Here is a 23082-nt window from a genome sequence, read left to right on the forward strand (position 1 = left end):
ATCATGGACCATGCACCGCTACGGGTCGCCATCTTCGGCGGCGGGGTTTCCGGCCTGTCGCTGGCCTACTACTTACAAAAACTCGGCAGGCACGAGCCCGGCGGCGAGGCGGCACGGCCGCTCGAAGTCACCCTCTTCGAGCGCAAGGCCACCCTGGGCGGTAACGCCGAGACGGTGTGGGTCGACCTGGGCAACCGGCGTTATCCGGGTATGCCCGATTCGCCCTATCGCCGCTGGGCCGACCTGGGGGTGAATGACGTCAACCTGGCGACCTATCACCGCCTGCGCGCGATACTCGGCGAGATCGGCGAGCTGGAGCGCATGAAGCCCCTTGAGAACACCGAGAGCTATTTCAGCCGCGACGGGCGTATCGCCCTGACCGACGACAGGGACCTGTTCCGCGGCGTGAGCGACCCGGCCCACGATATGAACCAGCTTGAAGGCGGCCGGCTGGCGATGCTGATCGCCGTGGTACACCGTAGCGCCATCGATCTGGTGGAGAGCCGACGCATTACCCCGCGCTACACGGTGGACGACTTCTTCGACGCCTGTGTCGCCGTGCCCGCGGAGATGCTGGACGCGGCGGCGGATAAGCTGCATGTCACCATCGACTGGCAGGACCCAGCGCTGCCGGCCCGGCTGGAGCGTATCCGCCACACCATCTACTATCCGCGCATCTCAGCCATGTATTTCGCCGACGATCGCGGCCCGGGCGGCATGCCGCTCCAGGCGCCCTTCGAGTACTACCGCATTCAGGAGGGCGGCTCGCCCCCGGACCGCCGCTACTTCGAGCACGGCGCCCAGCACTGGCTGGAGGCCCTGGCCGCGCATATCACCCACCCGCTGACGCCGGGCGCCCGAGTCGAGATCCTGCGCAGCATCGAGGTGGAAGCCAGCCTCTCGCCGCAGGGCGTGACGCTGACGGAGCGTGCGCCCGGCGAGCGCCGCTGGGAGGCGGACATGCTGATCATGGCCACCCATGCCGAAGATGCCCTGCCGCTGCTGACCTTCGGCTCCGGCCTGAGCGACACCCAGCGCGAGCTGCAGCATATTCTCGGCAAGGTGCGCTATACCCGTAGCTTCGGCGTGTGTCATACCGCCGCCGCCCACCTGCCACCCGATCGCAACCTGTGGCGCACTTACAATATCGAGGTGCGCAACCCCGAGGACACCTTCTTCCCCTACCGCATCGACTACGTGGCCAATCGCCACCAGAACGATGCCGAGAATCCCGCCTACAACCAGGCCGGGCTGCCGCAGTACTTCGTCTCCCTGGTGGATGATCTCAACTGCATCCCCCGCAGCGAGATGCTCGAACGGCGCCACTCACCCCTGGACGCCCCCGAGGCGCTGGCGAACGCCGCACCCAGCGAGGCAGGCTATCGTGACCGACTGCCGCCCCTGGACCCCACGCTGGAAACCAAGGCCTGGACCCTATTCAAGCACAACGTGCTGGATGCCGAGTGCCTCGAGGCGCAAGCCGATATTGAGCGCTACAACCAGATCACCGCCCGGCGGCGCCTGGAGGGCCAACAAGACGTGTGCCCGCTGCTGTTTGCCGGCGGCTGGACGCGCGGTGCCGGCCTGCAGGAGCAGTGCCTGGAGCAGTCGGCGCATCTCGTCGAGCTGTTGCTGGCGACACCGGAGCGGCGGAAGGACCCGCTACGACTAGCGGCGAGTGGCAGCCAGGCGGGGCAGCGTCATCCGAAGTCCGGCGGCTTCGCCCCGGCGCCAGCAAGCCCGTAAGGATTCCAGGGCGCGCTCGTCGTCGCTCTGACCGTTCTCCAGCCAATCGGCGTGGATCTCGATCAGCGCCCGGTGGTGCTCGCCCCAGGCGCAGGGTTCCGCCCCCATCAGTTGGGTCAGGCGCTGGGCATAGTGGCGGGCCGCGTCGGCGCGGTTGTCGAGCAGGCTTACCTCCGCCGCTGTGATCAGGAAGCGGTAGCCGTTGTGCCCCACGCAGCCGGCGTCCAGCAGCGCTTCGCCCTGCGCAAGCGTCGCCAAGCGCGTTTCGGGCTCCTCTTCCAGCAGCGCCCGGGTGCCCAGCACCCAAGGGCCAATAAAGGCCTGCATCCCATGCTGCTCCACCAACTGCCAGGCGCGCTCAATACTGGCTCGCGCCTCGTCCAGCTCGCCGGTAATCAGCTCGACCCGGGCGCGGCTCTCCAGCAGAAAGGCCTCGAAGCGCCACGAACCCAGGGTGCGCGCCACTTCCAGCGCCTGTTCGAGCTGCTCGTTGGCCGCCTGGGGCTCTCCTTGTGAGATGAGAATCCAGCCCGCCGTGAGCCGCGCCACCACCTCGGCCCGCCGGTTGCCGACCCGTTTGCCCAGCTCGGCGGCATCGAAACAGTCGGCCAGCGCCGCCTCGGTCTGGTTGGCGTAGATACGGGCCGTACCCAGCATAAAGAGATTGGAAGCTTCGAGATCGGCATGGCCATGCGTACGGCAGAGCGCGACACAGTGGTCGAACAGCTCGAGGGTGCTGCGCATCTGCCCCTCGGCATAGTGAGCATCGCCCAGCCCGCTCAGGGCCTGGATCTCGGTGCGCACGTCGCCGCCGCGGCGGGCCTGCTCCAGGGCCCGGGTGTGATAGGCCCGGCTGGTGGCGAAATCGCCCCGGGGAAAATAGAGGTTGCCCTTGAGGTAGAGCGCCTCGGCCAGGGGCAAGGGGTCTTCCAGCGCCTCGGCCAGGGGCAGGAGGCCATCGAGTATCGCCTCCTCCGCCTCCAGGGCATCGAGCATGTTCAGCACCCGGGCCAGCCACAGGTCGGCGCTGATGCGTTGACACTCTTCCCGGGCGAACGCACGCGACGCCTCGAAGTGCTCCCGCGCCGCCTGGATCCGCCCGGTGGCCATCGCCACCTGGCCCTGCAGCAGCATCAGCCGGTACTCGTCCTTCGGCGCATAATCGATGGAGCGGCACTGCTTCAGCAGCGCCAGGGCTTCCTCGTGCCGGTAGCGGGCCATTTCCGCCGCCACCGCCTGCAGGAACGCCTCCGGCGCCTCCAGCGAGCGCGCCCGGTGAAGGTGTCGCGCCCGCAGCCCCGGTTCCGCCTCGCCATACAGCGCGGCCAGGCGCAGGTGCAAACGGTCGCGCTGGATCTTGGGAATCCCTTCGTAGATCCCCTGCAGGATCAGGTCGTGCACGAAGCGGTAACTACCCTCTTCCAGCGGACGTACCAGGCTGTAGCGCTGGGGAAGCTCGGGCCGATAGTCGGCCTGCCCCAGCACTTCCTGCAGCAGCGCCAGGGAGAAGCGCTGTCCCATCACGGCGGCAATGCACATGGCCCGGCGATCCAGGTCGGTTAGCTGGTCCAGCTTGGTCTGTACCAGGTTGGCGAGGCTGGCCGGCAGGCTGCGGTGGGGGTGGAACAGCAACAGTTGGGTGAGGAACAGCGGGTTGCCCTGGGCCTGGCTCACGCAGCGGGCGGCATGTTCTGCGGGCACCGTACCGAAGCTGGCCACCAGGGCCTCGGCTTCCTGGGCGCGCAGCGGCGGCAGCTCGATCAGCGTGAGCGGCAGGTCAGGCAGTTGCGGGCGCAGGCGGCTCTCCAGCGGGTCCTGCTCCAGGCGCGAGGTGAACAGCCAGATCACCGGCGCATCCTGGGTCTCCTGCAGCAGACCGGTGAGGGTGGCCAGCAGCGCCTCGTCGGCCCAGTGCAGATCCTCCACCACCATCAGTTGGGGGCGATGGATAGAGCGCGCCAGGAGCACGTCGCGCAGTGCCTGTATCAAGCGCTGGCTGCGGATCGCGGGGATCATGGCCGCATAGAGACGCTGCGCCTCCTCCGGCTGAGCTAATCCCAACAGCGGGCGCAGCAGCATGGCGTGATCCACGGGCAGGCGCAGCGCCGAAAGGCGAGCGAGCAGATGTGTCTCGTCTATGGTTTGAACCTTCCCCTCCCCCTGCGCCTGCTCCTTTACCTCACCCTGCGCCTCGCCGAAAGTTTGCAGCAGCGAACGTGTGAGCTGCATCAGTGGACCTTCATCGGCACGCGTACCGAAGTCCAGCACCTCGGCCTGGTGATGATCGGCATGGGTCGCGGCCATCTCGGCAAACTCGGCGCTGAGGCGCGTCTTGCCGATGCCCGCCACGCCGCGGATATAGACCAGATGGCCGGCCTGGTAGGCCCGGGTACTCTCCAGGATGGCTTGCAGCTGCCCCAGCTCCACCCGACGTCCCACCAGATCGAAGCGGGCCTCATGCGCCTCGTCCCGGGGCTGGCGATAGCGCAGCCACTCCCCGCCTTCATCATCGAAAACGAAGCGCTCCGCCAACTGCACCGCCACCCCGCGCTCGACCCGAACGCCACTCTGCCCCTCCGCTATCGCGGGGGCCGTATCGGAGGGCCAGTGGCCGGCCTGAAGATAAACGCTACGGGTAACGCCCTGCTCCACGAGGGTGGCGGCGCACAGCAGACCACGCTGCGCATCGCTGCGGTACGCCCGGGGCAACCCGAATAGCGCCGTGCCCCCTTCCGCCAAGCTACCGCCGAAATGCTCGACCCAGCTCGCCAGGGCCGACGAATCGGCCGCCACGGTATGCAGCTGGATCAGCACACGGGCGCTCTCCATCTCCTCCACATCGGCGGCGGACACGGCGGCGGCCTCCTCGGCATCTACCGACAGCGCCTCGACCTCGACCTCGTAGATCTCAGCCAAGTGGCGTGCAGTTCGATAAAGCACCGCCTTGCCACTCTCCGCCCGCTTGATGGAAGCGATGGAGACGCACAAGCGACGGTCAAAACAGTATTCGGCCAGCGCCTCCTGACTCAGGCCCAGCCGTTTGCGATGCTGCTTCAAGCGCTCACGATCGAGACGCAAGCGCCCGTCTTGGGGGAGGATCACTGGTGGCTTCCTTTGCCGGGTGGGTGGGGCATGAGGGGATGGTTGGCTAACGCTCCGCTAATGTGCGCCGCCTGCGGCGTCACTATTGAGCGGGCTTGTTAGGCCCATGCTGATATCTCTCTAAGATTAAGACCATACATCTGGTGGTAACTATCAACTGCATGTTTATGGGGCCAGAATTGAAATAGGAAGATCATAATATCAACTATTGCTTGATAAGCCCAAAGAGCGAATTTTCGATTGCTTACGATGCTACTCCAATCATGATAATTTTCTTCTACAGGAGAGAATCCATTAGACTTAAGTCTGACAATTATTTTCTGTTCATTTTTGGGGAGAAGAATTCCTTCATCTGTAAACTTTAGAACTGACGCTTTTGGGTGCACCAATTCATTTCTTATATCTACGACAAGTGAGAACCTTTGATAAGCAGGAGAATTTACTTTAGCCAATTTTTTTGATGTTAATGATTGATACGCAATTTGAACTTTGGCTTTGATGCTTTTTCTATCAGACTCTGCTTGTCTTAGGCTTTTTCCAAGTAGAACTATTCTACCCTCCGGGGTAGGATTCGTACTTTTATGACCATGACTCTCGTATCCGTACCCCAATTCGCCTAGTTCATTCATAAAGGCTTCGATAGCCGAAACGCTCTCCTTTATGGCGGAAATGGATACCGTACGCTCACTTATTTGAGATGCAATCAGCTCTCTTACATCATTAAGAATAGCGGGAGCTTTAATCAAACTAGCATGAGCTTTCATCAAAAAACCTAACAGTGATTGGACTGCACGTCCTAGTATTGGATAAAAAAGCGTGCGCGTTCAACAATATAAACTGACGTGCTTCATTTCTTCCAACTCCTTGATTTTTTTGTCACCTAAGTATAGCTCAGCCACCTATGCAGAATTCGCGCGCTTGCGCGCTTTGCCGGCACCAATATACCGTATGCGTATAAACTAATAGAACGGGATACAGAGAAGACAATGACGTGCCACAGCTCTGGTTACTGTTAACCGAACCCTAAACTAGCCCACGGTAAGCCCGCGGCAGCCCTAATAGCGCCGAGCCCCCTTCCGCCAGACTACCACCTAAATGCAAGACTCAGCTCGCCAGCGCCGACTCATCGGCCTCCACCGACAACACCTCGACCTCATAGATCTAGTCCAGATGGCGAGCAGTGCGATACAGCACCGCCTTGCCACTCTCGGCCCGCTTGATGGAAGCTATGGAGACGCACAAGCGACGATCGAAACAGTACTCGGCCAGCGCCTCCTGACTCAGGCCCAGCCGCTTCTAGAGCTCTGCCCTGAAGATATTCCTCATAGTCATCCCAGTTAACACTTGTGATTAACATCCAAACTAAGATATTTAATTTTTTAGTATCTAGGTAAAGCTTATCGCCGCCAACAATTTTTATAGCAATTACAATCAGCGAGATTCGCCAGAGAGGTCTCATTTCAATAGCTATAGGAAAAGACCTTCGGCTAATTTTTGTCTTAATAGCGCTTTTAGCTTTCATCTTAAAAATCCATATAAAACTCAGCCAGCCATTTAGAAATGGTACCCAAATGACAATGTTTGTACATTTGAGTCTCACATCAAGGAAGTGTGTTTTTTAAAGTCACCTTGATTACTTTCAATAATTTCCCTTATAAATACACTGTCGATATCTTCTGACAGAACGGACGTAGTCTCCATCTTATCAAGCTGAGCTCTGGCGCTATCTTCGATCATGTTATATAAGTCTGGATGCTCATCTCTCAGCTGATCAAGAAATTTCTCCACTTTCATATACTTGGTAACAACTTTAGCCCCAAATCACCTCCATCCTCATCGGGTACAGGCCAAAAGTACGAACTGCTGCATATCGCTTTCAATTTGCCTCATGCTGTGGTGCAACTTCTCAAGAGAAGTCATTTTCATAGATTCAACTCTCGAATTTTCTGCGAATAACGCCGCGCTTTGCGGCCAATTTGTAGCGCAGCGGAAAATTGGTCCGACAACAGCGCCTTGTTAAAAGCTATTAGGCTAACTCAGGAAAGGATACCTAATACCACCGCCCTTTTGCATTGAAACTAACTTGCCCTGTTTTTGGGTCTATTTTCATTTCTATTTCTTCTGGCGGTTTAATGAATATCTGAGGAAACCCCCAGTGAATAGCCGCCAGAAGGGTTTCACCACCCCCATTCGTGATTGCTACTCTCATTCCGCTTCTGCTTTTCATAACCTTTACGAAAGTCCCGTAAATATTAACCTCACTAGGCATCAGCCTATCTTCTGGCAACGCATCTAGGAAATCAATATAGCGAATAAAACTGCTCTTCTTTACGGAATCACCTTCCAGATACTCAATCGCTTCTTTTAGATGGCGTTGATTGCAAAAGTATGTGTAATTGATGCACCAATATGATTCTTCTTTCCCACCATTTAAAGGCACATCAAACTTAATTACAGGCAAAGACTTTGAGGGAGCCACCCCACGACTGGAGATTTCGTCTCCGAACAAAGAGGAGACGACCGTAGCTTTAGCCTTTTCAAAGATCACGCAAACGGGAGCACTTATCTGCGGCTCAAACTTTGCTAGCTCGTTAAACTCGTTGCTCAGAAATATACGCCGCTCCTCATCATAAATTATGTCTCCCTGATTAATGCACCCACGAAACATAAAGCCACTCTTTAAGCCGAGCTCTAAAAAGAAATTAATGGAGCCTATGAAATTATTAACAGAAGCCACATTATCGATATCATAGGAAACCAAAAGTATTGAGTCAGAAACTATCTCAGATATCTCAAAATTGTTGCTCGGCCCTTCGTAGTCCTCGGGAACTCCAAAAAAGACCTTGTTTTTTGCAGTATCGACGAACTCTGAATATTTCTTATAAATCTCTTCGATCCCCGCTTTTTCGACCATGGCTGAAAAGCCCAGGACATCTAAGAAACATATCAATCTATTCTTGTAATGGTTCAAGCTTCACCTTTAAGATAGTGGGTAACTCGGGCTTTTAACGCGGAGCACAGCGGCGGCCCGTCAGGGGCGTCCGGCGGCCATAGGCCGCGAACTGCTGCGAATTGTTAGGAGATTTGCGCACGGACAAGACTCCCGTCATGTTGAAGGCACCAATCAATCACTGTTTTTGCACAGTTCAGCATTGCCTCTGGAGGATAATGCAGCACTGCACTTCCATAACGTATCTCGTTTGGATAAACGGAACCGCCCGACATCTCTGACTCAAGTAACGTCCCGACTGTGCCATTCGCGGTCTCTGGAATCACGATTTTCGACCTGATGCGAGAAGCCCTTTCGCCAGTTGAGGCAACAGTGCAAGAACTGACCTCAGACAATAACCTAGATAGGTCGTGAGACAACTTCTTCAACTCCTTTGATGAGTAGCCAGAGCGTTCTAGAAGAGCTTTTAGGCTGATTTCACAAGACAAACAACTCAAATATAGAACAGTGCGACCAGTCTCATCCTTTTCGGCTCCGTCACGGAATACCGACTCTGCTGCCTCGATGAGCCTCTTTGCGAACTCAAAGCTATAGAGCACAACTCATCTCCTAACGTAAAGGTAAGGCGCGCGGCTTTTGGCGCGCCCCACTTAACAGAAGGGTTAGCGACGCTGCCACCTAAGTAAAAAGCTTAAAATTTCTGTGTCGTTCCCTGAAGATCGCGGGATTTCAAACGTTTTTCCGTCAAATGTTTCTATTTTTACGTATTCTTTCTTGGAGCCAGCTATTGACATGCCACCAACATCAATAGGATGCACACCAAAGTATTCTTGAAGATTCTTTACGTTTTTATAAGGAATTTTAATTTCCTTTCCGACATAAAGCGTTACGGCAATTTCACTATCATCAAACATACTCATGCGTTCTCCTAACGCCACGCATAACCGGACGCAAAAAGCGGAGCGTAGCTTTTTGTAGTCCGAGTTTATGCGACTGTTAGCCATTTTTTGGAAAAACATGCTGAACTTTGATTGGAATAATATATGTGCCATCTAGCATGTGTTCGATAATTTTCATGGCAAGCTCTAGCTGCTGCGAATTATGTGCTTTGACCTCATGAGCAGCATCGTTGCCTAGAACTCTCAATTTGTGGAGAGTGTCTGCGCCTTCGGGGGTCACTATTGATTTATTTTTTAAGGAGTTGATTTTTTCAAATAGGTTATTCCCTTTTGCATCAAGTTCCTTGCACACAGTTTCAACTATTGCTCTAATGCCAATGCCTGCCAATACATATTGCTCATTTTCGATTGATAATGTTGTTTCTTTATAAATTTCCTGTATTTTGTGCGGCAGCAGATAGGACTCGATAGACTTTAAGCCCTCCGAGCGTCCAGGGTAATACTTGACGGTTTCTGGGTGATATGGACCATCATGATCGTATTCCACATCTTCGGAGAATGTCGATACGGTCCGGAATGATACTGTTTCACAACCAAGACATTGGATAATTTGGTTTTTACAGTGCCAGTCAACGGAGTTTCCGCCTCTACAATCTTCGCTACCACTTTCTTCGTATGAGCAGACAATTGCATGCAGTGTTTCTCTACTACATTCTCGGCAAACGATACGCTGCTTTCCGTTATAGTCATCGGGAAAAGCGAATTTCTTGGTTATTTCACCCATGTTTAGTTTCCATGACTAACAGTCATTGGACTGCACGTCCTGATATTCAATGAACATCCTGCGCGTTCAACAATATTATCTGACGCGCTTCCTTTCTTCCAACTCGTTGATTCTTCGAAAACCTAAGTATAGCTCGGCCACCTATGCAGAATTCGCGCGCATGCTCGCTTTGCCGGCTCCAATATACTGTATGCGAATAAACTAATAGAAATGAAGGCAACCACCGTTTCACACCGCACCAGTTAACCGATCCCTAAACCAGCCCAAAGTCGCGTCACCTCCCCCGTATAAACAAGCCACCCAAGCACCACACAATTCAACACCACCGCACACCAAAATATGGCCTGAAACGGCTGCTTCCTGGTTTTGTGCCGAAATAGCCGCTGTGCCACCAGCGCACCAGGCCAGCCACCGATCAAGCCTGCGAGGAGCAGCGTGGCTTCTGGCGTGCGCCTTTTGCCCTTCCCTGCTGCGGCTTTGTCGATGCCGTACATGGCGAAGGTAATCACGCTCAACAGCGCGTATGCCGCTATGAGCTGCCATGGCACATGGCCCAGAACGCTAAGGGCTGCCAGGAGTGCGAAGAAGGCAGCGGCTACGCTGCATGCCATCATCAGCCCTTTGGGGCGCAGGGAACCATGGTGTGCTGCGTTCAGGTAGAGCGCCTTCTGCGCCCTCGGCCTGTTCTGGCCGTCGTTTGCCAGGTGGTAGGTAATCGGCTCGTTGACTATTGGGCGGCGCCCATCGCGCGGAAAGGCGCTGATGTGGACGAACACGCGAGGGCCGCCTGCGGTCGGCGTGATGAAGCCGAAGCCCTTGGCGTCGTTCCATTGTGTGAGCTTGCCTTGCTGCCGCATTGTGTTCTCTCCTGCGCGGCCGAATTAACTTTGAAGCCAATAAGTTGCTGGAATTTTTAGATAAGAATGGTTTTGTCAGGCGGGGAAATGGGGAGGCGGGGCACGCTACCGCCCTGCTGGCAGAACGGATGATGATTTACATCACCCCTAGTGCGGCATCCCTGTGTACGTATTAGTCATGTAAGCCGTCTACTGCGGCTTTTTACGTACCGTAACCAAGCATTACGTTTAGGGCAACGCCAACGAAAGCATGAGGGGGAAATAAAAACCCCGAAAGCTGATTGCTCAGCCTTCGGGGTCGGTTTGGCGCCAGGTCCGCGTTACTATCGCGGACCTGTCGTTCAGCGGTGCAGGTCGAAGCGGTCGTTCTCCATGACCTTGACCCAGCCTTTCACGAAGCGGTCGATCATGCGCTCCTCGCCGCCGTCTGCGGCGTACTCCTCGGCGATGGCGCGCAGCTGGGAGTTGGAGCCGTAGATGAGGTCGACGCGGGTGGCGGTCCACTTCTGCTCGCCCGTCTTGCGGTCGCGGCCGACGAAGCTCTCCTCGTTCTCATCGGTCGGCTCCCACACGGTGCCCATGTCGATGAGGTTGGCGAAGAAGTCGTTGGTCAGTTGGCCGGGGCGGTCGGTGAACATGCCGTCCTTGTTGTCGCCGACGTTGACGCCGATGGCCCGCATGCCGCCAAGCAGCGCCGCCATCTGCGGTACGCTGAGGTTGAGCATGAAAGCGCGGTCGACCATCAGGTGCTCGGCCGGGATGGAGGTCGCCTGGGGCTGCATGTAGTTGCGGAAGGCATCGTGCCGCGGCTCCAGGTAGGCGTGGGTGTCCACCTCGGTCATCTCCTGGCTCGCGTCGGTACGGCCGGGGGTGAACGGCACGGTGATGTTGTGTCCGCCCGCCTTCGCCGCCATCTCGACCCCGACGTTACCGCCCAGCACGATCATGTCCGCCAGCGAGATGTTGGCATCGGAGGCGTCCTTGAGCTGCTGGAGCCGGTCGAGCACCTCGGGCACACCGGAGCGCACATTGATATCCCAGCCGATCTGCGGTTCAAGGCGAATGCGCGCGCCGTTGACGCCGCCGCGGTGGTCGGTCTGGCGGTAGGTGCAGGCCGCGGCCCAGGCGGTGCCCACCAGCTGCTTGGCGGTGAGGCCGGAATCGGCGATCTGCTGCTTGAGCGTGGCGATCTGCTGTTCGTTGACCAGCGGCCCCTCGTGCTCGGGTACCGGGTCCTGCCAGACGAGCACCTCGTTCGGCACCTGCGGGCCGAGGTAGCGGGCGCGCGGCCCCATGTCGCGATGCAGCAGCTTGTACCAGGCCCGGGCGAACTCGTCGGCGAGCACGTCCGGGTTCCGGTGGAACTCGTCGGCGATCTCAAGATAAGCGGGGTCGGTAATCATCGCCATGTCGGCGGTGTTCATCACCGGCGGGTTCTTCTTGCCTTCCACGTGGGCATCGGGCACCCAGTAGCCCTCCTTCACCTCGACCGGCTCCCACTGGTTGGCGCCGGCGGGCGATTTCTTCACCTCCCACTGGTGGGCAAAGATGGTGTTGAGGTAGGTGTTGTCCCACTTGGTCGGCGTCGGGGTCCAGGCGCCCTCGAGCCCGGAGGTCACCGTGTACTCGCCGAGACCTGTCTCGTGCTTGTTGGCCCAGCCGAGGCCCTGCTCGTGGATCCTCGCGGCCTCGGGCGCATCGCCGACAGCGTCGGGGGAACCGTTACCGTGCATCTTGCCGAAGGTGTGGCCGCCGACGGTCAGCGCGACAGTCTCGCGGTCGTTCATGCCCATGCGGGCGAAGGTCTCGCGCACGTCCTGGGCGGACTTCATCGCATCGGGAATGCCGTTGGGGCCTTCGGGGTTCACGTAGATCAGGCCCATCTGCACCGCAGCGAGCGGGTTATCGAGTACGCGGCTGCCGTCTTCCCAACTGCCGGTGTAGCGCTCGTCGTTGGTGGAGAGCCACTCGGTCTCGGGGCCCCAGTAGATGTCGTCCTCGGGCGCCCAGATGTCGGAGCGGCCAAAGCCGAAGCCGAAGGTACGGAAGCCCATGGTTTCGAGCGCGCGGTTGCCGGCGAAGACCAACAGGTCGGCCCAGGAGATCTTTTCGCCGTACTTCTTCTTGATCGGCCAGAGCAGGCGGCGCGCCTTGTCCAGATTGCCGTTGTCGGGCCAGCTGTTGAGCGGGGCGAAGCGCTGCGCGCCGGTGCCGCCGCCGCCACGGCCGTCGATTGCCCGGTAGGTGCCGGCCGCGTGCCATGACATGCGAATGAAGAACGGCCCGTAGTGGCCCCAGTCGGCGGGCCACCAATCCTGCGAGTCGGTCATCAGCGCATCGACATCGGCGGTCAGCGCGTCGACATCGAGCTGCGAGAACGCCTCGCCGTAGCGGAAATCGGCCCCGAACGGGCTGGCGTCGGGGTGCTTCTGGTGCAGCACGTTGAGGGTGAGCTGGTCGGGCCACCAGTGTTCGTTGCCCTGCAGACGGGGCGTGGTACGCGCAGCCCACTCCGGGCGTGTAGGCTTTTGATCGGTCACGGTCTTCTCCTCGACTGGATGGAGGCCTACAGGGCAATCGAGCCAACACGTCAGCATCGCCTCGGATTCGTGGAAACACCTTCCGGCCATTCAGAAGGTGTGAAAGACCCATAAGCCATCGATTACAGTGAAGGATTCCGGAACGAAGCCGTCAAGGCGAAGGGAGGCTTTCGCCTCGATAGGGACAGGCTATGAGTGGGCACAGTCAGCCGCGATCAAGCACGGTAGCTGGCCATCGCTGGAGGGCACGCTCGATCCGCCGACCGAATCGCTCGACCTGCTGCGGCGATAGTCGCTCGCTCTGGTACAGCGACAGCATGTTCAGCCGACACTGCGGGGCACAGGTGCCAACGATGGCGGTCTTGAGCACACGCTTGACCGGCTGCCTCAGCACAAACCGATCGACCCACCACGGCGAGCCAAGCGACGTTATTGCCAGCATGTGGCGCAGTTGCGTGAGCCTGGGCTTGATGGGGCCGTAGCGATCGGCGTGGTCGTAGGCCACGCCCGGGGCCCATACCCGATCGAACCAGCCCTTGAGAATGGCGGGAAAGCCGAACCACCAGGTGGGAAAGACGAGCACGACGGCCTCTACCGCGAGTAGCCGTTCGATCTGTGCTTCTACCTGCCGTGCAGCGTACGGCCCGTCGTAGTAGCTGCGCCGCTCAACCTCCGTCAACGCCGCGTCGAATTTCTCGGCATAGAGATTCTCCACCTCAACGCTATGCCCCAGCGCCTCGAGCGCATCGACAGCACGCTGGGTAAGGGATCCACACAGGCTTTGCGCCAGCGGATGCGCTGCAATCACGAGGCATTTCATGGGTGTTGGGCTCTTCCATTCACTGGAACATACGCTCGCCGGGCAGCCGAGATGCCTGGCGAACCCACTCTTCCAGTTGGGCTTCGTCGATCGGCTCATCATGGTGGATGTGCAGGTAGCGCGTGTTGGGGTCCTTGGAGGCGACAGGCGGCGGTGGCTCGAGCGAGGCGCCGTTGAGAAATGCCACCTTGATGTACTTCGTGAAGCAATGAAACGTAAGGAACCACCCCTCGCCCTCGATGCCGTAGAAGGACGAGTTCCACCTCACGGCCTTGCGCACCTCGGGCACTGTACGCACGATGAGTGAATCGAGCCGCCGCCCGATGTCCTGCTTCCACTCCGGCATGGCATCGATATAGGCCTGTACCGGGGCGTCGCCGTCCCCCTTGGGGATCTGCGGGTTGCCTCCCGACAAGAGCTTCGGCTTCGCTTCCGACGGTGGTTTGGTCTTGTCGCGAGTCATCTCCGCTTCCCTCTTCGTCAGCTTGTACAGAGGCAGTTGGCGTGACGCCAGGCGCCGCCCCATTCTATGTCGCCAAGCATACCAGCTACAGATTAGGCGAAGACTTGGCCAGTCATGGCGATGATGCTTAGGCCGGTATCGACCGGCGCCTGCGGGTCGATACCGGCTTATGAGGGAGAGACGCACCCAGCCCGCGGGCGGACACGGCAAGGCTTTAATCAACGGTGAATGATTTCGCCCTTGAGCGAATAGGCAATGCCCAGCACTTCATCGCAGACCGGGCGCGGATACGCCATCTCGTTCATCGCCTGCATGATGTCGTCCATCACGGCCATGTATTCGGCTGCGCTGACGTTCATTCCAGTGTGGGTCTCGAGCATCGAGCGGCCGGTATACTCCACAGGTCCGCCGGTACCGGCCGCGATGAACTCCTTCACCTTGACGCGTGCCCGGGTCAGCGCCTCGTCGTCGAGCGCTTGGTAGCGTGGGCCGGCGACGTCATTCTGAAGGTGGAGTTCGACGATGCGGTCGCAGAGCTTGTCAATACCTTCGCGACCGCCGAGTCTGTCATATAGGGTTGCGTTCATGTCGGCATGCTCCTCTATGGGATGCGGTTACGGTCAGGTACCTGAGTACCTACCTAAAGGGCGTGACAATCCTTGTTACAACCGCAACAAAGGCAACTGAGCGATGACGGAAGCTGAACTGTCGTCGATTCGCACCGCCCTCGACACCGGCGACTTCGCCCGGGCACAGCAACTGCTCGCCGGGATTTCCCTGCCCCCTTCGGCCGAGCTGCTGGAGCTGCGTGCCCAGGCGGCGTACGGGACCGGCGATCTGGAAGGCACGCTGACCGCCTATGGGGAGCTCTACCACCTGCACCTGGAAGAGCGTCGCCTCCACGAGGCAGCTTTCGCCGCCGTCATGGTCGGCATGTACCTGATGATGGATACGGGCCTGATGGCCACCGTGCGCGCCTGGCTGTCGCGGGCGGAGCGCTTGGTGGAGGACGCCCCCGACAACCCGGTATGGGTGTGGCTCGCCGCGGTGCGTACCTATGAGCGCCTGATGTGCGGTGACATGCCAGGCACGGCCCAGTGGGCGCAGCGTGCCATGGACGGAGGACAGAGGCATGGCCTGGCCGCACCTTCGATCATTGGCCAGGTGGCCCTGGCGAGGGTCCGCATCCATGATGGCGACCTGGATGAAGGGCTGAGTGCACTGGACGACGTTGCCGTTGAGCTGAGCTCCGGCAATCTCGACCCTCTCACCACGGGGCAGATGTGGTGCGAGGTCATCTGCGCAATGCAGTGGATCGGCCAGCATGACCGCGCCGAGGAATGGACCGAGGCAATGGAACGCTGGCGCCATGGGGCCGCGTTCGGCGGCCTCAACGGTCGCTGCCGGGTGCACCGAGCGGAAATCATGCGGCTGCGCGGGCCTTGCGACGCCGCCGAGCAGGAGGCGTTGCTGGCCTGCGAAGAGTTGCGCCCATGGATGCGGCGGGAGTACGGCTGGCCGCTGACGGAGCTTGGCAACGCGCGGCTGCGCAAGGGCGATTTCCCGGGGGCTGAAGAGGCCTTCCTGGCGGCACATGAAAATGCCTGGCTCCCTCAGCCGGGGCTGGCATTGCTGAGACTGGCCCAGGGTCGGGTCGACGAAGCCTTTTCGATGATCAACAGCGCACTCGACCATCCCTTCGATATCCCGTCGAAGGAGCGCCCGCCTTCAGGGGGGCTGCAGCGGGCTCCCCTGCGCGAGGCCCAGGTGGTCATCGCGCTGGCGGCCGGAGACGTCGTTACGGCGCGCACCGCCGCGGCCGATCTCGCCGAAATTGCCCAGACGTACCGCAGCCGCACGTTGCAGAACTCGGCGCTCGCCGCGAAGGGTCGCTTGGCGCTGTTCGAGGGGCAGGTAAGCAACGCGATACGGCTACTGAGCGAGGCCGTCATCGAATGGGTCTCGCTGCGAATGCCGTTCGAAGCGGCGCAACTGCGTGTCGAACTCGCTGCAGCACACCGCGCGGGGGGCGACGACAACACGGCGAAGCAGGAGCTCGACGCGGCATGCCGAGCGCTCGAGACGCTTCACGCCCAGCCCTGGGCGGACCTGGCTCACGCACACTTCCCGGTCGCAGCGTCGCGACAAGATGCGGAACCCGAGCATTGCGTCTTTTGTTGCGAGGGGGATATGCGTACGGTGACGTTCAACCGCGCCACCGTTCACCTCAAAGATCTCAAGGGCATGCGTTACCTGGAGCGCCTGTTGGCGGAGCCCGGTCGGGAATTTCACGTGCTCGACCTGGTGGCAGTGGAACGTGGCGCGATCCCTGTCGGTGGACCTTCGGATATTTCTGGGTTCGATACCCATATCGGATTGGGCCAGTCCGGGTTGGAAGTGTTCGACTCGAAGGCCCGAGAGGCATACCGCCAACGGCTCGCCGAGACGGAAGAAGACATTGCGGAGGCCGAATCAACCAACGACTTGCACCGCGCCGAGCTCGCACGTGCCGACCGCCAGTTTCTGATTGACGAGCTACGCCGCGGCGTCGGCCTGAACGGCCGGGCACGAACCGTCGGCGACGGTCTGGAACGCGCGCGTACCAGCGCCACCCGTTCGCTGCGTTATGCCCTCAAGCGAATCACGTTTCATCATCCGAGCCTCGGCGAGCACCTGGAGCGGACGATACGCACCGGCACCTACTTCGCCTACGAGCCCGATCCTCGCGTACCGGTCCACTGGACGACCTGACAACTCCCACCCTTGCACCATGGTTAGGTCTGCCGCCCCCTGAGCTGCTCATACCACTCCCGATAAGGCGTGTTTTTAATCAAATGGCGGTTGAAGTCCCTGGCACCATCACTCCACCACACCGGCCCGCGCTCGCCGAGTGCAACCTTAGCGGCGTTGACCGAACTGCGGGCTGCTGCCAAACGCTCCGCATCATCCGCTGCCATTGCTGCTTTGACCTCCCGACGGGCGACCATAAGGTCTCGGACAAGTCCCTCGCGCTCCTCTGCCGGGAGGTTCGGGTTTGAGACGCGCCACAGGCGGCCGCGAACCACCATGTACCGTCCGTCGGGCGTTACAGGATTTTCCATCAGGGGCTTCCGTACGGGATAAGAAGCGTCATTCGGTATTAACCGGAAAAAGGGTCTTGAGTAGCGCGAAGCGTAGCAGCTTTACTGACGCTCCCATGACTCAACTTCGCCGGGACACACACTGAATATCGGATGTGCCTCTGGCCGTTCGATAACCTGCCATTTCCGGTACAACGCAGGGTTACGTACCTTGAGTTTCGCCAAGAGATGCTTCCATTCGTATTCCATTTGCCCAGCGGTGACGACAAGAGAAACCGATGCTGTGGCCGGTCTGATTTTGCTTACGTCGAAGGCATAGCCACGCGCCATGGCCTCCAAATGAATATCTTTTAAAAATAGTGAAATGGCAGCAAGCGGCGTCGCATGGTCTCTAAATCGGTGCAACTGCGGATGGTTGCGATAGCCACGTGTGTCGCCGCGCAAGACAGCTTGCGCTAGCAAAGCCTCCCTCCACAGGGCAACCAGGCCTTGGGGATCAAGGTATTTGGGATGTAACGACCAAAGACGCATGCATGAGGCTCCACAGAGGTTTCGCGGCCTGCAAGGCTCGACCATCGGTTGGCAGGCTGCATCAAGGCCGGGAGGGTCATGCTACGCCGGACTCTGCTCTTGCCTCACGTCGTCCAGCATGCTTTCCAGCTCACTCTCTTCGACACCGAGCGTTTGCAGGATGTTGCGCTGAGCGGCGTTGAGGATGTGCTGGCGCTCCTGCTCGCCCGGCAGGCTCTTGGCGATGGCCACGGCACCCACCAGCGAGGCGAGGATGACGCGGGACTTATCGGCGACGACCTCACGGTCGGGTTCGAAGGGGAGTTTCTTGAGGCGGCTCAGGGCGATGAGCCGGGTTTCCAACATTTTCTTCATGCGCAGGTAGGAGGCTTCGAAGAGCGTGCGGATCTCGGCGTTCTCGTTGCCGATCTCGTTGAACAGCACCGTTTCGGGCCCCGGCTTGTGCTTGCGCTCCAGCTCCTGAAGGTTCCAGCAGTTAGCGACCAGCTCCGTCAGATGCTTGACCGAGAGCGGCCCCTTGACCAGCCTGGCCGCGCGGCTGCTCTCCAGGGTTTCGCGCACCGAGGCGTGGTAGAGCGCTTCCTTCGAGGCGAAGTGCGCATAGAAGGCGCCATGGGTCATCTTGGCCAGCTTCATGATCTGGCCGATGGAGACCTTCTCGAAGCCTTGGCGGCTGAACAGCTCAATGGCGGACTTGAGGATGCGCTCGCGCGATCTGGCCTTGCGATTCGTCGAGTCGGGCATGGCGACCTCACACTCCTGCGCGGAATATTATCTTGATCATATCAAGTCCGGTGTTAGCGTGGCATAACCCCAAGCTGTTCAGGAAACTACCATGCAATCACCGCTCGTCATCACCGGCATGGGCATGATCAGCCCGCTTGGTTGCGGCGTCAAGGCAAGCTGGGAGCGCCTGCTTGCCGGCCGCTCCGGCATCTCCTCGATCACCCGCTTCGATACCGGCGACTTGCCGGTCAAGGTCGCGGGTTCGGTGCCCGACATCGCCGACGACCCGGAGGCCGGCCTCGACCCGGACCGTGTGCTGGATGCCAAGGAGCGTCGCAAGCTGGAGCTGTTCAGCCTCTATGCCATGGCCGCCGCCGAAGAGGCGCTGACCCAGGCCAACTGGTTCCCGGAAAGCGATGCGGAGCGGCTGGCTACTGCCACCATCGTGGGTTCCGGCATCGGCGGCTTTCCCACTATCACCCAGGCGCAGAACACCCTCTCCACGCGCGGCCACCGTCGGCTCTCGCCGTTCACCGTACCGGCCTTCCTGGCCAACCTGGCGGCGGGCAATGTGTCGATTCGCTATGGGCTGCGTGGGCCGATCGGCTGCCCGGTCACGGCCTGTGCGGCTGGCGTGCAGGCCATCGGCGACGGCATGCGCATGATCCGCAGCGGCGAGGCAGACGTGGCCCTAGTAGGCGGCGCCGAGGCCTGTATCGACCCGCTCTCGCTCGCCAGCTTCCACGCCATGAAGGCGCTCTCCACTGAGCAGGACGCCCCGGCCAAGGCGTCGCGCCCCTTCGACCAGGCGCGCAACGGCTTCGTCATGGGGGAAGGCGCGGGGCTGCTGGTGATCGAAACCCTGGCCCACGCCGAGGCACGCGGGGCAACACCGCTGGCCATCCTCAGCGGTTACGGCACCAGTGCCGATGCCCACCACATCACCGCCGGTCCCGAAGACGGGGCGGGCGCCGCGGCGGCCATTCGGGCGGCACTGCGGATGGCGGGGCTTTCCCCCGCAGACATCGACCATATCAACGCCCACGCTACCTCGACGCCGGTCGGCGACCGGGCCGAGATCGCATCGCTGCGCAACGCCTTCGGCGACACCCTGGCCGGCATTCCGATTTCCGCGACCAAGTCGGCTACCGGCCACTTGCTGGGTGCCGCCGGCGGCGTGGAGAGCATCTTCTCCGCCCTCTCGGCAATGCATGGCCGCCTGCCCCCTACCCTGAACCTGGAGCACCGCGACGAGGATCTGCACGACCTGGATATCGTCTCGGGCTCGGCACGCGAACACGCCACCAAGCATGTGCTGTGCAACGGCTTCGGGTTTGGCGGGGTGAATGCGGCGCTGATCGTGAGCAAGCTATAAGGTCGACAGTAAGGCACCGGGCCAGCAAGCTGGCTCGGGGCTCTCTCACGTCGTTGTGCCTATAGCTACGCTGCAATAGGCCGCTCGAAGCTGACACGGGCACGGTCGACTTCATCACGCACGACGCAGCCAATCGCGTGGTCGTTGATCAGTCCCATGGCCTGCATGAAGGCGTATACCGTTGTGGGGCCAACGAACTTCCAGCCCCGCCGCTTGAGCTCCTTGGACAAGGCAACCGACTCCGCCGAGGTCGAGGCGCTCTGTGGCTCGACGTCCTGGTGTGGTGCCGGCTCATGGCGCCAGAAGAATGCCGCCAGAGATCCCTCTCGCTCGACCATCTCAACGGCACGCCGTGCATTGTTGACCACCGCCTCTATCTTGCCGCGGTGGCGCACGATGCCGGGATCGATAACCAGGCGGTCGACGTCGCGGTGATCGAAAGGGGCGACACGCTCAAAGTCGAAATCATAGAAGGCGGCGCGAAAGTTCTCTCGCTTGGCAAGGATCGTGCGCCAGCTCAATCCTGACTGGAACCCCTCGAGACACAGCTTCTCAAAGAGACGTCTATCGTCACTCACCGGAAAACCCCACTCCGAGTCGTGATAGGCAAGAAACTCAGGAGCCGCGCTACACCAGCGGCAGCGTTGGCGACCATCGGGGCCGGGTGTTAGTTTTGTCATTTGTCAGTCCCTTAGACGTGCTGGAAAGCTCAGGAGAGTAGAAACGCTAGCCGTTCATCGGCCTTGTTGGGGGCCACTTCGATGATTTCCGCACTCACCACACCCTCCGCGACGAACGGATCCTCATCGACGCGCCGCTGAAGTTCCTCCAAGGAAACGTCATGCGCCAGTATGGCGCCACCCAGCTTCGGCTGTATGCTGCCCGAAACGAGAAACACGCCTTCATCGAAGCCGCGCTCGAGCCATTGCTTGTGGCCCTCCATGAAACGGCCTGCCTCACTCTTGTTGTCCGAGAAGCGCAAAAGTACCAGGTGCATCATCAATCACCTTCTTATGATTATTCAGAGAGAGTGCGCTGTGACGCGCAGGCGTCCAGCCAATCGAGCAGTTGCTCGACCTCGATGTCGACAAAGTTCGAGTCTTGGTAGACATTTGCCACCTGGGCAATGCCCTGGCTGCGCGCGAGCAGGTGCATCGCCAGCGCATCGGCATCGGTTTCACGCCCCAGGGCAACGAACTGCCTGCGTAGCCACTCCCGGAATAGCGTCATGACTTCATTCGCAGCGGTGCGCTGAAGATGCTCGAGCTTGGCAAGCTCCGCGCACAGCGTGCCAACCGGACAGCCGTGGTGCATGATCTTAGCCCGGTTGCCTACCAGGATTCGAATGAAGCAGCGAATGCGTTCTACAGGCTCGATGCTCTTGGCTTCCCACTGATCGAGCATATCGCGCGTGTTAGCAAGCCGCCGTTGGATCACGGATTCCAGAATCTCGTCCTTCGTCTTGAAGTGGTAATAAAAATTACCGCGAGATATACCTACCGCTTGCGCTATGTTCGCGAAGGAGGTCTGCTCGAACCCCTGCCGATAAAATAGATCGTCTGCTGCAGCAATGATCTGTTCGCGCGTCGAGTTTTCCTGCATCGCGACCTCGTTGTTTGAATAGCTCAAACCATTTAGGACAGGCGTCCTAGCGTTAAAGCGAAGAGTAGGACAGGCGTCCTATGGCGTCAAGGTCGAGGATTCGATACGCAGGTTTTCGGGACTGGCTACCGTCTCGGGCTCGGCACGCGAACACGCCACCAAGCGAGACTCGGCAGTTTCATCAATCAATCATAGAGATTGCTGCGCGCTTCAGTTGCGGTAATTCCGGACATGACGCACCTCTGGCGTTAGCCACCTAGACAGTAAGCGTACGCCTTCAGGTACGTACGACAATGCGCACGTGACTTTGCTTCCCAACGATTCAGTAGAGCCATCTACTGTACTCGGGGTGATGTTCAAGCATGTCCTGGTAGAGCCATACCATGCGATCCAGGAACCAGAGCTTGCCTGCATAAACCAGTACTGAACCCAGCAGCGTGGGCCAGAACTCGAGATGGTATAGCCCCCACGCAAGGAAGGGTACGCCCAAGGCAGCGGTAGCGCTTAACAAGTACGCGGCATGGCTGTGGTGTTCCGGTATGGGCACCTGCTCGCGGTTCAGCCACACGCGCTCACCGAGAACGGCTCTTGAGGCCCAGTTGTTAGTAGAGGCGGGAACGGGAAATAGGCGCGGATTGAGCCACAACCAGAGCAGTGCAAGAGCGAACGGTACCAACGCCCACCAGCCCACCCACACGCGACTCCAGATTGCGAGCACGAGTATTGGGAGGGCTGTATTGCGCGTCCACACACTCCAGGGATTTGCGTGGTGAGCCCACGCCTGATCGCTCATTCTGAAAAGACGCGCCATCACTCGCTCGTATCCCATCGCACTCCCAACCTTTAAGGAATCGAAACCGTCAGGCCATATTGGCCTTCTCAAATACAACCCTCTGAAAAGCGCATGCGGGCCGAGGGGCTTTAGTTAGGCTGGCTATGCGCGTTCATACAGTTTCAAAGCTTGTTTATTCGACTGCGTCATAGTACGAGAGGAAACAAAGCAGGAATTTTACTATGCAACTTCATAATGGGGCCGTCATCAGAATCCAATCCCCCGTATGGGGACAGTGAGGATACGAAACTATCGGCCGCCGCGCTTGGATACGATAGCCGAGCTTTTCGTAAAGCTGCCGGGCCGCTACATTCTCCTCCGCCACAATCAAGCTGAGCGTCTTCGAATGCGTGTCCTCGGCAAGTTGCTCTGCCTTCTCCATGAGTAGCCGGCCAATCCCTTGGCCGCGATAGGCCGGCTCTGTCGCCACCGCATTCACGTACCAGGAGCCGGGAGCCAACGCCTCCAGCTCAACGAGCGGCCGTACCACGGCCGGTATCTCCTCCATCGGCCCCGTTTCGTAGGGATCGTCCAGCCGATAGCCGAGCAACATGCCGGCGATAGCCCCTTCGCACGCCGCGACATAGGCATTCGTATAACTGAAGCCACCTTCCGCCCTGGCCACCCGCTGAGCGCCGTATGACATGACATCCTCGCCTGGTTCAGCCAAGCGTTCCCAGAGATAAGCGGGTATCCCCTCGCCTGCCATGTTCATGAGTTCGGCCAGCTTCGGGGCATCTCCCGTTCTGGCTTTGCGTATCGTCGTTTTCATCGC

The 23082-nt window shown here is 59.4% G+C and carries 22 protein-coding genes; 3 read left to right on the forward strand and 19 right to left on the reverse strand.

Annotated features, from left to right (window positions below):
• Nucleotides 1-3: 3 nt before the first annotated feature.
• On the forward strand, nucleotides 4-1746 hold the full coding sequence (locus ACOJCM_RS01430) for an NAD(P)-binding protein (protein ID WP_445210275.1): 1743 nt from the start codon (nucleotides 4-6) through the stop codon (nucleotides 1744-1746).
• Here ACOJCM_RS01430 and ACOJCM_RS01435 read toward each other — a convergent pair.
• The 11 genes from ACOJCM_RS01435 to ACOJCM_RS01485 form a co-directional block, all read right to left on the reverse strand.
• Nucleotides 1669-4848 carry an ATP-binding protein gene (locus ACOJCM_RS01435; RefSeq protein WP_445210276.1) on the reverse strand — a complete coding sequence of 1060 codons (3180 nt, stop codon included), beginning with the start codon at nucleotides 4846-4848 and terminating at the stop codon, nucleotides 1669-1671. The two genes, ACOJCM_RS01430 and ACOJCM_RS01435, sit on opposite strands and share 78 nt — an antisense overlap.
• A 98-nt stretch (nucleotides 4849-4946) precedes the next feature.
• Nucleotides 4947-5612 carry a hypothetical protein gene (locus ACOJCM_RS01440; RefSeq protein ID WP_445210277.1) on the reverse strand — a complete coding sequence of 222 codons (666 nt, stop codon included), beginning with the start codon at nucleotides 5610-5612 and terminating at the stop codon, nucleotides 4947-4949.
• A 389-nt stretch (nucleotides 5613-6001) separates the two neighbouring features.
• Nucleotides 6002-6370, reverse strand: a complete 369-nt coding sequence (locus tag ACOJCM_RS01445) for a hypothetical protein (protein WP_445210278.1) — start codon at nucleotides 6368-6370, stop codon at nucleotides 6002-6004.
• 528 nt (nucleotides 6371-6898) lie between these two features.
• Nucleotides 6899-7819: a hypothetical protein gene (locus tag ACOJCM_RS01450; RefSeq protein ID WP_445210279.1), complete on the reverse strand. Its 921-nt coding sequence runs from the start codon at nucleotides 7817-7819 to the stop codon at nucleotides 6899-6901.
• Between the two features lie 641 nt (nucleotides 7820-8460).
• A complete protein-coding gene (locus tag ACOJCM_RS01455; protein WP_445210280.1) occupies nucleotides 8461-8718 on the reverse strand; it encodes a hypothetical protein in 258 nt (85 codons plus the stop codon).
• Between the two features lie 76 nt (nucleotides 8719-8794).
• On the reverse strand, nucleotides 8795-9481 hold the full coding sequence (locus tag ACOJCM_RS01460; RefSeq protein WP_445210281.1) for a DUF4145 domain-containing protein: 687 nt from the start codon (nucleotides 9479-9481) through the stop codon (nucleotides 8795-8797).
• A gap of 242 nt (nucleotides 9482-9723) precedes the next feature.
• The gene (locus ACOJCM_RS01465) at nucleotides 9724-10338 is read right to left on the reverse strand and encodes a DUF1294 domain-containing protein (RefSeq protein WP_445210282.1); all 615 of its coding nucleotides are present in this window, start codon (nucleotides 10336-10338) and stop codon (nucleotides 9724-9726) included.
• 341 nt (nucleotides 10339-10679) lie between these two features.
• Entirely contained in the window at nucleotides 10680-12878 is a 2199-nt protein-coding gene (gene katG / locus ACOJCM_RS01470; RefSeq protein WP_445210283.1) for a catalase/peroxidase HPI, read from the reverse strand.
• Between the two features lie 205 nt (nucleotides 12879-13083).
• Nucleotides 13084-13698, reverse strand: coding sequence for an NAD(P)H-dependent oxidoreductase (locus ACOJCM_RS01475; protein WP_445210284.1), 615 nt, complete (start codon nucleotides 13696-13698; stop codon nucleotides 13084-13086).
• A gap of 19 nt (nucleotides 13699-13717) precedes the next feature.
• Nucleotides 13718-14161, reverse strand: coding sequence for a DUF1801 domain-containing protein (locus ACOJCM_RS01480; protein WP_445210285.1), 444 nt, complete (start codon nucleotides 14159-14161; stop codon nucleotides 13718-13720).
• Nucleotides 14162-14379: 218 nt separating this feature from the next.
• Nucleotides 14380-14748 carry a truncated hemoglobin gene (locus ACOJCM_RS01485; RefSeq protein ID WP_445210286.1) on the reverse strand — a complete coding sequence of 123 codons (369 nt, stop codon included), beginning with the start codon at nucleotides 14746-14748 and terminating at the stop codon, nucleotides 14380-14382.
• A 103-nt stretch (nucleotides 14749-14851) separates the two neighbouring features.
• On the opposite strand from ACOJCM_RS01485, the gene ACOJCM_RS01490 reads away from it, so the two are divergent.
• Nucleotides 14852-16912: a hypothetical protein gene (locus ACOJCM_RS01490; RefSeq protein WP_445210287.1), complete on the forward strand. Its 2061-nt coding sequence runs from the start codon at nucleotides 14852-14854 to the stop codon at nucleotides 16910-16912.
• A 23-nt stretch (nucleotides 16913-16935) separates the two neighbouring features.
• Here ACOJCM_RS01490 and ACOJCM_RS01495 read toward each other — a convergent pair whose 3' ends face one another.
• The 3 genes from ACOJCM_RS01495 to ACOJCM_RS01505 all read right to left on the reverse strand — a co-directional run bounded on the left by ACOJCM_RS01495 (nucleotide 16936) and on the right by ACOJCM_RS01505 (nucleotide 18516).
• Nucleotides 16936-17262, reverse strand: coding sequence for a hypothetical protein (locus ACOJCM_RS01495; RefSeq protein ID WP_445210288.1), 327 nt, complete (start codon nucleotides 17260-17262; stop codon nucleotides 16936-16938).
• A gap of 81 nt (nucleotides 17263-17343) precedes the next feature.
• A complete protein-coding gene (locus tag ACOJCM_RS01500) occupies nucleotides 17344-17772 on the reverse strand; it encodes a pyrimidine dimer DNA glycosylase/endonuclease V (protein ID WP_445210289.1) in 429 nt (142 codons plus the stop codon).
• Between the two features lie 81 nt (nucleotides 17773-17853).
• The gene (locus ACOJCM_RS01505) at nucleotides 17854-18516 is read right to left on the reverse strand and encodes a TetR/AcrR family transcriptional regulator (RefSeq protein WP_445210290.1); all 663 of its coding nucleotides are present in this window, start codon (nucleotides 18514-18516) and stop codon (nucleotides 17854-17856) included.
• Nucleotides 18517-18607: 91 nt separating this feature from the next.
• Here ACOJCM_RS01505 and fabF point away from each other — a divergent pair, with 91 nt between their 5' ends.
• On the forward strand, nucleotides 18608-19873 hold the full coding sequence (fabF, locus tag ACOJCM_RS01510) for a beta-ketoacyl-ACP synthase II (protein WP_445210291.1): 1266 nt from the start codon (nucleotides 18608-18610) through the stop codon (nucleotides 19871-19873).
• A gap of 65 nt (nucleotides 19874-19938) precedes the next feature.
• On the opposite strand, the gene ACOJCM_RS01515 is transcribed toward fabF, so the two are convergent.
• The 5 genes from ACOJCM_RS01515 to ACOJCM_RS01535 form a co-directional block, all read right to left on the reverse strand.
• The gene (locus ACOJCM_RS01515; protein ID WP_445210292.1) at nucleotides 19939-20553 is read right to left on the reverse strand and encodes a DNA-3-methyladenine glycosylase I; all 615 of its coding nucleotides are present in this window, start codon (nucleotides 20551-20553) and stop codon (nucleotides 19939-19941) included.
• 29 nt (nucleotides 20554-20582) lie between these two features.
• Nucleotides 20583-20870, reverse strand: coding sequence for a YciI family protein (locus ACOJCM_RS01520; RefSeq protein WP_445210293.1), 288 nt, complete (start codon nucleotides 20868-20870; stop codon nucleotides 20583-20585).
• A 20-nt stretch (nucleotides 20871-20890) separates the two neighbouring features.
• Nucleotides 20891-21475 (reverse strand): TetR/AcrR family transcriptional regulator, encoded by a 585-nt coding sequence (locus tag ACOJCM_RS01525; protein WP_445210294.1) that lies wholly within the window; start codon nucleotides 21473-21475, stop codon nucleotides 20891-20893.
• A 322-nt stretch (nucleotides 21476-21797) separates the two neighbouring features.
• A complete protein-coding gene (locus ACOJCM_RS01530) occupies nucleotides 21798-22304 on the reverse strand; it encodes a DUF6653 family protein (protein WP_445210295.1) in 507 nt (168 codons plus the stop codon).
• A 193-nt stretch (nucleotides 22305-22497) separates the two neighbouring features.
• Entirely contained in the window at nucleotides 22498-23079 is a 582-nt protein-coding gene (locus ACOJCM_RS01535) for a GNAT family N-acetyltransferase (protein WP_445210296.1), read from the reverse strand.
• Between the last annotated feature and the right edge of the window lie 3 nt (nucleotides 23080-23082).

Source organism: Billgrantia hypersalina (assembly GCF_052584175.1).